Annotated in this window: 7 protein-coding genes; 4 read left to right on the top strand and 3 right to left on the bottom strand. The window is 52.0% G+C overall.

Features of this window, described 5'->3' with window-relative positions; translation table 11 throughout:
- Positions 1-35 precede the first annotated feature (35 nt).
- The 3 genes from FDW95_RS19175 to aroP all read right to left on the bottom strand — a co-directional run bounded on the left by FDW95_RS19175 (position 36) and on the right by aroP (position 3,921).
- Positions 36-986, bottom strand: coding sequence for a family 43 glycosylhydrolase (locus FDW95_RS19175; protein WP_115259444.1), 951 nt, complete (start codon positions 984-986; stop codon positions 36-38).
- Positions 986-2,392 carry an MFS transporter gene (locus tag FDW95_RS19170; protein ID WP_115259443.1) on the bottom strand — a complete coding sequence of 469 codons (1,407 nt, stop codon included), beginning with the start codon at positions 2,390-2,392 and terminating at the stop codon, positions 986-988. Before FDW95_RS19170 ends, FDW95_RS19175 begins: the two co-directional genes overlap by 1 nt.
- Positions 2,393-2,547: 155 nt before the next feature.
- Positions 2,548-3,921 carry an aromatic amino acid transporter AroP gene (gene aroP, locus FDW95_RS19165; protein ID WP_115259442.1) on the bottom strand — a complete coding sequence of 458 codons (1,374 nt, stop codon included), beginning with the start codon at positions 3,919-3,921 and terminating at the stop codon, positions 2,548-2,550.
- Positions 3,922-4,485: 564 nt separating this feature from the next.
- Between aroP and pdhR the strand changes: the two genes are divergently transcribed.
- The 4 genes from pdhR to lpdA all read left to right on the top strand — a co-directional run bounded on the left by pdhR (position 4,486) and on the right by lpdA (position 11,281).
- Positions 4,486-5,250: a pyruvate dehydrogenase complex transcriptional repressor PdhR gene (gene pdhR / locus FDW95_RS19155; RefSeq protein WP_096758283.1), complete on the top strand. Its 765-nt coding sequence runs from the start codon at positions 4,486-4,488 to the stop codon at positions 5,248-5,250.
- A 163-nt stretch (positions 5,251-5,413) separates the two neighbouring features.
- Entirely contained in the window at positions 5,414-8,077 is a 2,664-nt protein-coding gene (gene aceE / locus FDW95_RS19150; protein ID WP_096758282.1) for a pyruvate dehydrogenase (acetyl-transferring), homodimeric type, read from the top strand.
- A gap of 14 nt (positions 8,078-8,091) precedes the next feature.
- The gene (gene aceF / locus FDW95_RS19145) at positions 8,092-9,681 is read left to right on the top strand and encodes a pyruvate dehydrogenase complex dihydrolipoyllysine-residue acetyltransferase (RefSeq protein ID WP_137363585.1); all 1,590 of its coding nucleotides are present in this window, start codon (positions 8,092-8,094) and stop codon (positions 9,679-9,681) included.
- Positions 9,682-9,856: 175 nt separating this feature from the next.
- Positions 9,857-11,281, top strand: a complete 1,425-nt coding sequence (lpdA, locus tag FDW95_RS19140; RefSeq protein WP_096758280.1) for a dihydrolipoyl dehydrogenase — start codon at positions 9,857-9,859, stop codon at positions 11,279-11,281.
- Positions 11,282-11,373 lie beyond the last annotated feature (92 nt).

Genomic DNA, 11,373 nt, shown 5'->3' with positions numbered 1-11,373 from the left:
AGGCCCGGTAAGCGCAGCGCCACCGGGCAATGGTTTTAGAATGTATCAGCAGGCGGGATGCCAAAATCCGGCATGCCGTTTTCGTCCCAGCGTACGAGTTTCAAACGTGTATGGCGGTTGGGATCGTATAGCGGGTCGCCCTCAATCTCGGTGTAGTTCCTCGCATGGTACACCAGCACATCTTCCCCTTCCGGCGTTTGCGTAAAGCTATTATGTCCCGGTCCGAACTGACGATTCTCGTAGCTGGTGGTAAAGACAGGACGCGGAGATTTGTGCCAGTTATCCGGGTTCAGTGGATCGGCACTGAGATCAATCCACAGTAACCCCATGCAGTAGTTTTCGTCGGTGGCGCTGGCGGAATAGCTGATGAACAGTTTGTCGCCGTGCACCATCACGGCAGGGCCTTCGTTGACCCAAAAGCCACGGCACTCCCAGTCGTACTCTGGATGACTGAGCATTACCGGCTCGCCTTTAATCGTCCACGGATTTTCCAGCTCCGCGAGATAAATATTGGAATTCCCGGCAATATCGGGGGATTTTTGCGCCCACAGATACCACTGCTTTCCCTGGTGGTTAAAAGTGGTGGCGTCCAGGGCGAAGGTATCAAACTGCGTTTTAATCTGGCCTTTCTCTGTCCAGGTGCCGGTTAGCGGGTCGGCATCTGCACACTCGAGGGCGAACATGCGGTGCTGGAACATTCCCAGCTTGTCGAGTGCCTGAGTGTGCGTAGCGGCAAAATAGATGTACCACTTGCCAGCAATATGATGGATCTCCGGTGCCCAGATCAGTTCGCTCATCGGGCCGCTGTCTGGTTTGCGCCAGACAACTACCGCAGCGGCGGTGCGTAGTCCTTCCAGGGAGTCAGCCCGCCGGATCTCCAGACGATCGTATTCCGGTACAGAAGCAATGAAATAATAGTGGCTGCCGTCACGGAGAATAAACGGATCGGCACGCTGTTCGATAAAGGGGTTAGGCCACTGATTCATCAGGCTTTCCTTGCATTTTCAGGAGATTTAATGTCGTGATACTCATTCAATTCACGGTAGTTGGCGCGACGCTTTTCCAGGTCTGACTGGATTTGCTGCATAAACTCGCGGTCAACTTTCAGCAGACGAACTACGCCAGCAGTAATCAGATAGCCCACGCCCGGAATAAGGGTGAACAGCAGCATGATACCGTTAATGGCGGACTCGCTTTGTGCTTTAGCACCTGCGTCGTAACCGTACCAGGAGAGCAGGAATCCGACCATTGCCCCGGCAATCGCCAGACCCAGTTTCAGGAAGAACAGGTTGCCGGAGAAGCTGATACCGGTGATGCGTTTTCCGGTCTTCCACTCGCCGTAGTCATCGACATCGGCCATCAACGACCAGTGCAGCGGAGAAGGGATCTGATGCAGGATGTTGAGCAGGAAGTAGAGCACCATAATCATCACGGTAGCTTTTGGATCGAAGAAGTAAAACGCGCCAGAGAAAATCGCCAGTACGATATTGGTCCAGAAGAACACTTTCAGTTTGCACCAGCGGTCGGTTAACACCTTCGCCAGGATACTGCCGATCATCATGCCGACAACGCCGAGGCTAATAAACAAGGTGGCAAAGTGCGTGCTTTGTTGCATAACCCAGGTGACGTAGTACATGGTGGCAGCCATGCGAATAAAGCCCGGGCAGACGTTGCACAGGGTTAACAACAGGATTTTTACCCACTGATCGTTCTTCCAGACATCTTTCAGATCGGCTTTTAAATCGTCGTTGGTCTGGACGGCAGGACGCACGCGCTCGCGTACTGTCGCAAAGCAAAACAGGAACATGCACATGCCAATAAAGGCCAGCACGGCCATCGCCATCTGATAGCCCTTCGCTTTGTCTTCTCCACCGAACCAGTCAGCCATCGGCAGCAAAGTGAGAGAAAGTAGCAGAGTGGCAATGCCCACCAGCACAAAGCGATAAGATTGGCAGGCGACACGCTCTTTCGGGTCGTTGGTGATGACGCTGCCGAGTGAGCAGTAGGGAATATTGATCGCCGTGTAGGTGATAGACAGCAGGAAGTAAGTGACAAACGCATAGATAACTTTGCTGTTGTACGTCCACTCTGGGGTGGTAAACATCAGTACGCTGAATAATGCGTAGGGGAAAGCCATCCATAAAAGCCATGGACGAAACCGACCATATTTACTGCGTGTGCGATCGGCCATTGCGCCCATTATAGGGTCAGTTACGGCATCAATAACGCGAACTGAGAGTAATAAAACGCCGACCAATGCAGGGGCGAGGCCAAATATGTCAGTATAAAAATAGTTAACAAACAGCATGATAGCGCCAAATATGATGTTGCATCCGGCATCGCCCATACCATAGCCGATTTTTTCTTTCACCGACAGTTTACTGGTTTCCATCAACTGCGCTCCATAAATAAGATATGGAGAGAATTATTGTCTGGTGAACGTGTTTTTGCGTTGCAGGATAGCGCCGCTGATATGGATGAAATAGTCGTCTGTGGGAAAGTGTGAGGCAGGTAACACCCCCTGCCTTTGCAGGCAGGGGGTGAAAATTAATGTGCTTTAACCGCTCTGGCTGTTTTCTGCTTACACAGATAACCGACGCCAAGAATAGCAATCCACACCGGGATCAGGTAAACGGAGATTGCCATGCCCGGCGTCATCAGCATAATCACCAGCACTGCCGCCATGAAAATCAGGCAAACCCAGTTACCCAGCGGATAGAACAGCGCCGGAAAGCGACTGGCGACGCCCTGCTGTTGTTTCGCTTTGCGGAACTTGATGTGTGCAAGGCTGATCATCGCCCAGTTGATCACCAGCGCAGAGACCACCAGTGCCATCAGTAAGCCAAAGGCAGATTCCGGTGCCAGGTAGTTGATCAGGACGCACAGGGCGGTGACCAGCGCGGAGACGAGGATGGTATTCACCGGAACGCCACGTTTATCCACGTTCATCAGCGCTTTTGGCGCGTTGCCCTGTTGAGCCAGACCGAACAGCATACGACTGTTGCAATACACACAGCTGTTATAGACAGACAGGGCGGCGGTCAGCACCACGACGTTCAGTGCGTTAGCCACAAACGTGTCGCCCAGTTCGTGGAAGATAAGGACAAATGGGCTGGTATCTGCCGTTACGCGCGTCCACGGCATCAGGGAGAGCAGGACGGCCAGTGAACCTACATAGAAAATCAGGATACGGTAAATAACCTGGTTGGTCGCTTTCGGAATGCTTTGCTCCGGGTTATCCGCTTCTGCCGCAGTGATTCCGACCAGCTCCAGCCCGCCGAAGGAGAACATGATAATGGCCATCATCATCACCAGACCGGTGAAGCCATGTGGCAGGAAGCCACCTTGATCCCACAGGTTGCTGACGCTGGCCTGCGGGCCACCGTTGCCGCTAAATAGCAGCCAGCCACCGAACAGGATCATCGCCACGACCGCAATAACCTTAATAATGGCAAACCAGAACTCCATCTCACCGAATACTTTTACGTTGGTCAGGTTGATAGCGTTGATGGCCACGAAAAAGACGGCGGCAGAGGCCCAGGTAGGGATCTCCGGGTACCAGAACTGGATGTATTTTCCGACGGCAGTCAGCTCAGCCATGGCAACCAGAACGTACAGCACCCAGTAGTTCCAGCCGGAGGAGAATCCAGCGAAACCGCCCCAGTACTTATAGGCAAAGTGGCTGAAGGAACCGGCTACCGGCTCTTCAACCACCATTTCACCTAGCTGGCGCATAATTAAAAAGGCGATAAAACCGGCGATAGCGTAACCCAGGATAATCCCTGGCCCTGCAGACTGGATAACGGACGCGCTACCGAGGAATAACCCGGTGCCTATCGCGCCACCCAGCGCGATAAGCTGTATATGGCGGTTTTTAAGACCGCGCTTTAGCTGATCGCCATGCTGTTGACTTTCCATCATGAAACCTCGTGTGTGGTTTTACTCTTCATCTTTCGAGTACTTATATTTTGAACCACGCAGTGACGCGTGTGTAAGTTTGCAATTCCGTTTGTTGTATTAATTTGTTTACGGTGATGCTTAGTAAAATGTTGCCTAAATACTTTTGTCTTGATCAGAATAATGTTATGCGAGCGCGAATGCACCTGCTTTATGAAGGGAGGATGACGAGTTGAATAAAAAGAAACCATTTGTAAGCGCGAGTTTATCTACCACAAAATTTCCATTTTGAATTTTTATTCGTTAATTTTGCTTTTTAAATCGATATTTAAGCAGGTGAATCGGTTCAGATGGGATAATTTTTCGTTTCAATTACGTTAAAACTACCTCGTGGTGGGTAAATTTAACATTTGTGCATAGTTACATGTTTGAAACGTTATTTCTGTAATGTTGTTAAAATATGCCTCCTTTACTGATTTCAATCAAAACCTGTATGGACAGAAGGTGAATACTTTGTTACTTTAGCGTCAAGAACATGAAATTGGTAAGACCAATTGACTCCGGGCAAATGGCTTAAGACAGGAAATCATGGCCTACAGCAAAATCCGCCAACCAAAACTCTCCGATGTGATTGAGCAGCAGCTGGAGTTTTTAATTCTTGAGGGGACACTTCGCCCCGGAGAAAAACTCCCACCGGAACGTGAACTGGCAAAACAGTTCGACGTCTCCCGTCCCTCCTTGCGCGAGGCGATCCAACGTCTCGAAGCGAAGGGTTTGCTGCTTCGTCGTCAGGGCGGTGGCACTTTTGTTCAGAGCAGCCTGTGGCAGAGCTTTAGCGACCCACTGGTAGAGTTGCTCTCCGACCATCCTGAATCCCAGTTTGACCTGCTTGAGACGCGCCATGCGCTGGAAGGTATTGCTGCTTATTACGCCGCACTACGCAGCACGGATGAAGATAAAACGCGTATCCGTGAACTCCACCATGCGATCGAGCTTGCTCAACAGTCCGGCGATCTTGACGGCGAATCTGATGCCGTTCTCCAGTATCAAATTGCTGTCACCGAAGCGGCGCACAATGTGGTACTGCTCCATTTGCTCCGTTGTATGGAGCCGATGCTGGCCCAGAACGTTCGTCAAAACTTTGAATTGCTGTATTCGCGTCGGGATATGCTGCCGTTGGTAAGCAGTCACCGTACGCGTATTTTTGAAGCGATTATCGCCGGGAAGCCGGAAGAGGCACGCGAAGCGTCCCACCGTCACCTGGCGTTTATCGAAGAAATTCTCCTGGACAGAAGCCGTGAGGAAAGCCGTCGTGAACGCGCCTTACGCCGCCTGGAGCAACGAAAGAATTAGTGATTTTTCTGGCAGCAAGTTAACCAGAAGATGTTGTAAATCAAGCGCCATTTAAAGTGCGCGGCAACTAAACGCAGAACCTGTCTTATTACGCTCTCTGGCGAGAACGTAATGGGACAGGTTCCAGATAACTCAACGTATTAGATAGATAAGGAATACCCCCATGTCAGAACGTTTCCCAAATGACGTGGATCCGATCGAAACTCGCGACTGGCTACAGGCGATCGAATCGGTCATCCGTGAAGAAGGTGTTGAGCGTGCTCAGTATCTGATCGACCAACTGCTTTCAGAAGCCCGCAAAGGCGGCGTGAAAGTAGCGGCAGGTACAGGGGCCAGCAATTATGTAAACACTATTGCCGTTGAAGATGAGCCGGAATACCCGGGCAATCTGGAGCTGGAACGTCGTATTCGTTCTGCTATCCGCTGGAACGCCATCATGACCGTACTGCGTGCGTCTAAAAAGGACCTCGAGCTGGGTGGCCACATGGCATCCTTCCAGTCCTCCGCAACGGTATATGATGTGTGCTTCAACCATTTCTTCCGTGCACGCAACGAGCAGGATGGCGGCGACCTGATTTACTTCCAGGGCCACATCTCTCCGGGCATCTATGCACGTGCATTCCTGGAAGGTCGTCTGACTGAAGAGCAGATGAACAACTTCCGTCAGGAAGTTCATGGCAAAGGCCTGTCTTCCTATCCGCACCCGAAACTGATGCCGGAATTCTGGCAGTTCCCGACCGTATCCATGGGTCTGGGTCCAATCGGTGCTATCTACCAGGCTAAATTCCTGAAGTATCTGGAACACCGTGGCCTGAAAGATACCTCTAAGCAGACCGTTTATGCCTTCCTGGGCGATGGCGAGATGGATGAGCCAGAATCTAAAGGCGCTATCACCATCGCGACCCGTGAAAAACTGGACAACCTGGTCTTTGTTATCAACTGTAACCTGCAGCGTCTTGACGGCCCGGTCACCGGTAACGGCAAGATTGTTAACGAACTGGAAGGCATCTTCGCAGGTGCTGGCTGGAACGTTATCAAAGTCATGTGGGGCGGTCGTTGGGATGAGCTGCTGCGTAAAGACACCAGCGGTAAACTGATCCAGCTGATGAACGAAACCGTTGACGGCGACTACCAGACCTTCAAATCCAAAGACGGCGCGTATGTTCGTGAGCACTTCTTCGGTAAATACCCGGAAACCGCAGCACTGGTTGCTGACTGGACTGACGAGCAGATTTGGGCGCTGAACCGTGGCGGTCACGATCCGAAGAAAGTTTACGCTGCACTGAAAAAAGCGCAGGAAACCAAAGGCAAAGCAACTGTAATCCTCGCCCATACCATCAAAGGTTACGGCATGGGTGACACCGCCGAAGGTAAAAACATCGCTCACCAGGTTAAGAAAATGAACATGGACGGCGTGCGTTACATCCGCGACCGTTTCAACGTTCCAGTTACCGATGAGCAGGTTGAAAACCTGTCTTACATTACCTTCCCGGAAGGTTCTGAAGAGCATACCTATCTGCACGCTCAGCGTCAGAAACTGCACGGCTACCTGCCGGCTCGTCAGCCTAACTTCACTGAGAAGCTGGAGCTGCCGGCGCTGGAAGACTTCGGTGCGCTGCTGGAAGAGCAGAACAAAGAAATCTCCACCACTATCGCTTTCGTTCGTGCCCTGAACGTGATGCTGAAGAACAAGTCGATCAAAGATCGTCTGGTGCCGATTATCGCCGATGAAGCACGTACTTTCGGTATGGAAGGTCTGTTCCGTCAGATTGGTATCTACAGCCCGAACGGCCAGCAGTACACCCCGCAGGACCGTGAGCAGGTTGCTTACTACAAAGAAGACGAAAAAGGTCAGATCCTGCAGGAAGGTATCAACGAACTGGGTGCTGGTGCATCCTGGCTGGCGGCTGCGACCTCTTACAGCACCAACGATCTGCCGATGATCCCGTTCTACATCTACTACTCCATGTTCGGGTTCCAGCGTATCGGTGACCTGTGCTGGCAGGCAGGTGACCAGCAGGCGCGCGGCTTCCTGATCGGCGGGACTTCTGGTCGTACGACGCTGAACGGTGAGGGTCTGCAGCACGAAGATGGTCACAGCCATATTCAGTCTCTGACTATTCCGAACTGTATCTCTTACGATCCGTCTTACGCGTACGAAGTTGCGGTCATCATGCACGATGGTCTGGAGCGTATGTACGGTGAGAAACAAGAGAACGTTTACTACTACATCACCACGCTGAACGAAAACTACCACATGCCGGCAATGCCGGAAGGTGCTGAGGAAGGTATCCGTAAAGGTATCTACAAACTCGAAACCCTCGAAGGTAAGAAAGGTAAAGTTCAGCTGTTGGGCTCTGGTTCTATCCTGCGTCACGTCCGTGAAGCAGCGCAGATCCTGGCGAACGACTACGGCGTAGGTTCTGACGTGTATAGCGTCACGTCCTTCACTGAACTGGCGCGTGATGGCCAGGATTGTGAGCGCTGGAACATGCTGCATCCGCTGGAAACTCCGCGCGTTCCGTACATCGCTCAGGTGATGAACGACGCACCGGCTGTAGCATCTACTGACTATATGAAACTGTTTGCCGAACAGGTTCGTACTTATGTACCGGCTGATGATTATCGCGTACTGGGTACTGACGGCTTCGGTCGCTCTGACAGCCGTGAAAACCTGCGTCACCACTTCGAAGTTGATGCTTCCTATGTGGTTGTAGCGGCACTGGGCGAACTGGCTAAACGTGGCGAAATCGATAAGAAAGTGGTTGCTGACGCTATCACCAAATTCAATATCGATGCAGATAAAGTTAACCCGCGTCTGGCGTAAGAGGTAAAAGAAACATGGCTATCGAAATCAATGTACCGGACATCGGGGCTGATGAAGTTGAAATCACCGAGATCCTGGTCAAAGTAGGCGACAAAGTTGAAGCTGAACAGTCGCTGATCACCGTAGAAGGCGATAAAGCCTCTATGGAAGTTCCGTCCCCTCAGGCGGGTATCGTTAAAGAGATCAAAGTCTCTGTTGGCGACAAAACTGAGACCGGCAAACTGATCATGATTTTCGATTCCGCCGACGGTGCAGCAGCTGCTGCACCTGCTCCGGCAGAAGAGAAGCAAGCAGCCGCTCCGGCAGCTGCACCTGCTGCGGCAGCAGCGAAAGACGTACACGTACCGGACATCGGCGGCGACGAAGTTGAAGTCACCGAGATTATGGTCAAAGTCGGCGACACCGTTGCGGCTGAGCAGTCTCTGATCACCGTAGAAGGCGACAAAGCCTCTATGGAAGTCCCGGCACCGTTCGCAGGCACCGTGAAAGAAATCAAAATCAGCACCGGCGATAAAGTGAAAACCGGTTCTCTGATTATGGTCTTCGAAGTTGAAGGCGCGGCACCGGCTGCTGCCCCTGCGCAAGCGGCTGCTCCGGCTCAGGCCACAGCACCTGCACCTGCCGCAGCTCCGGCTCAGGCCGCAAAAGCTGAAGGCAAATCTGACTTCGCAGAAAACGACGCTTACGTCCATGCAACGCCGCTGATTCGTCGCCTTGCGCGCGAATTCGGTGTGAATCTGGCGAAAGTGAAAGGGTCTGGCCGTAAAGGTCGTATCCTGCGCGAAGACGTTCAGGCTTACGTGAAAGACGCGGTTAAACGCGCTGAATCTGCACCGGCAGCTGCGGCTGGCGGCGGTATCCCGGGCATGCTGCCTTGGCCGAAAGTGGACTTCAGCAAGTTTGGTGAAATCGAAGAAGTGGAACTGGGTCGCATCCAGAAAATCTCTGGCGCTAACCTGAGCCGTAACTGGGTGATGATCCCGCACGTTACCCACTTCGATAAAACCGATATCACCGATCTGGAAGCGTTCCGTAAACAGCAGAACGCCGAAGCTGAGAAGCGTAAACTGGATGTGAAATTCACCCCAGTAGTCTTCATCATGAAAGCGGTCGCAGCGGCTCTTGAGCAGATGCCACGCTTCAACAGCTCCCTGTCCGCAGATGGTCAGAAGCTGACGCTGAAGAAATACATCAACATCGGTGTTGCGGTCGATACGCCAAATGGTCTGGTTGTTCCGGTCTTTAAAGATGTGAACAAGAAGAGCATTACCGAGCTGTCTCGTGAACTGACGGTGATCTCTAAGAAAGCGCGTGATGGTAAGCTGACGGCTGGCGAAATGCAGGGTGGTTGCTTCACTATCTCCAGCATCGGCGGCCTGGGGACTACCCACTTCGCACCGATTGTGAACGCGCCTGAAGTGGCTATCCTTGGCGTGTCCAAGTCGGCTATTGAACCGGTGTGGAATGGTAAAGAGTTTACTCCGCGTCTGATGATGCCGATTTCTCTCTCCTTTGACCACCGCGTGATTGACGGTGCTGATGGTGCTCGTTTCATTACCATCATCAACAACACGCTGTCTGACATTCGCCGTCTGGTGATGTAAGCAAAAAAGCCGGCCCGACGGCCGGCTTTTTTCTGGTAATCTCATGAAGTCAGTGAGGTTATTGTGCGAAAGACAAATCGGTTGCCGTTTGTTGTTTCAAAATTGTTAACAATTTTGTAAAATACCGGCGGATAGAACGACCCGGTGGACGACGGGTATAAATTAAGAGGTCATGATGAGCACTGAAATCAAAACTCAAGTCGTGGTACTTGGGGCAGGCCCGGCAGGTTACTCTGCTGCCTTCCGTTGCGCAGATTTAGGTCTGGAGACCGTCATCGTAGAACGTTACAGCACCCTTGGTGGTGTTTGTCTGAACGTCGGCTGTATCCCTTCTAAAGCGCTGCTGCACGTAGCAAAAGTTATCGAAGAAGCGAAAGCACTGGCCGATCACGGTATCGTCTTCGGTGAGCCGAAAACCGATATCGACAAGATTCGTACCTGGAAAGAAAAAGTTATCACTCAACTGACCGGCGGTCTGGCTGGTATGGCTAAAGGCCGTAAAGTGAAAGTGGTAAACGGTCTGGGTAAATTTACTGGGGCTAACACCCTGGAAGTTGAAGGCGAAAACGGTAAAACCGTGATCAACTTCGACAACGCTATCATCGCGGCGGGTTCCCGTCCGATTGAACTGCCATTTATTCCGCACGAAGACCCGCGTGTGTGGGATTCCACCGACGCACTGGAACTGAAAACCGTACCAAAACGCCTGCTGGTTATGGGTGGCGGTATCATCGGTCTGGAAATGGGGACCGTTTACCATGCGCTGGGTTCAGAGATTGACGTGGTTGAAATGTTCGACCAGGTTATCCCTGCTGCCGATAAAGACGTGGTAAAAGTCTTCACCAAACGTATCAGCAAGAAATTCAACCTGATGCTGGAAACCAAAGTGACTGCCGTTGAAGCGAAAGAAGACGGTATTTACGTTTCCATGGAAGGCAAAAAAGCACCTGCTGAAGCACAGCGTTACGACGCCGTACTGGTTGCTATTGGTCGTGTACCGAACGGTAAAAACCTCGATGCAGGCAAAGCGGGCGTTGAAGTTGATGACCGTGGCTTTATCCGCGTGGACAAACAGCTGCGTACCAACGTACCGCACATCTTTGCTATCGGCGATATCGTCGGTCAGCCGATGCTGGCGCACAAAGGTGTTCATGAAGGCCACGTTGCCGCTGAAGTTATCGCTGGTAAGAAACACTACTTCGATCCGAAAGTGATTCCGTCCATTGCCTACACCGAACCAGAAGTTGCCTGGGTCGGTCTGACTGAGAAAGAAGCGAAAGAAAAAGGCATCAGCTACGAAACCGCCACCTTCCCGTGGGCTGCTTCTGGCCGTGCTATCGCTTCTGACTGCGCAGACGGTATGACTAAACTGATTTTCGACAAAGAATCTCACCGTGTTATCGGTGGTGCGATTGTCGGTACCAACGGCGGCGAGCTGCTGGGCGAAATCGGTCTGGCGATCGAAATGGGTTGTGATGCGGAAGACATCGCGCTGACCATCCACGCACACCCGACTCTGCACGAGTCCGTGGGCCTGGCGGCAGAAATCTTTGAAGGTAGCATTACCGACCTGCCGAACCCGAAAGCGAAGAAGAAGTAATCTTCTGACTTTGTAAGAAACGCCTCTTCGGAGGCGTTTTTTTTGCCTGTAACGACCTGTAATCTCAGATAACCTGCCGGGTAGCACTCGCG

The organism is Citrobacter sp. wls718 (assembly GCF_005280945.1).
GTDB lineage: Bacteria > Pseudomonadota > Gammaproteobacteria > Enterobacterales > Enterobacteriaceae > Citrobacter > Citrobacter gillenii.
This window is presented reverse-complemented; position numbering and strand designations above follow the sequence as displayed.

Excerpts from the sequence above, each read along its gene's own strand:
- FDW95_RS19175 (WP_115259444.1), bottom strand. The coding sequence starts at position 986 with ATGAATCAGTGGCCTAACCCCTTTATCGAACAGCGTGCCGATCCGTTT.
- aceF (WP_137363585.1), top strand. The coding sequence starts at position 8,092 with ATGGCTATCGAAATCAATGTACCGGACATCGGGGCTGATGAAGTTGAA.
- FDW95_RS19170 (WP_115259443.1), bottom strand. The coding sequence starts at position 2,392 with ATGGAAACCAGTAAACTGTCGGTGAAAGAAAAAATCGGCTATGGTATG.
- aceE (WP_096758282.1), top strand. The coding sequence starts at position 5,414 with ATGTCAGAACGTTTCCCAAATGACGTGGATCCGATCGAAACTCGCGAC.
- pdhR (WP_096758283.1), top strand. The coding sequence starts at position 4,486 with ATGGCCTACAGCAAAATCCGCCAACCAAAACTCTCCGATGTGATTGAG.
- lpdA (WP_096758280.1), top strand. The coding sequence starts at position 9,857 with ATGAGCACTGAAATCAAAACTCAAGTCGTGGTACTTGGGGCAGGCCCG.
- aroP (WP_115259442.1), bottom strand. The coding sequence starts at position 3,921 with ATGATGGAAAGTCAACAGCATGGCGATCAGCTAAAGCGCGGTCTTAAA.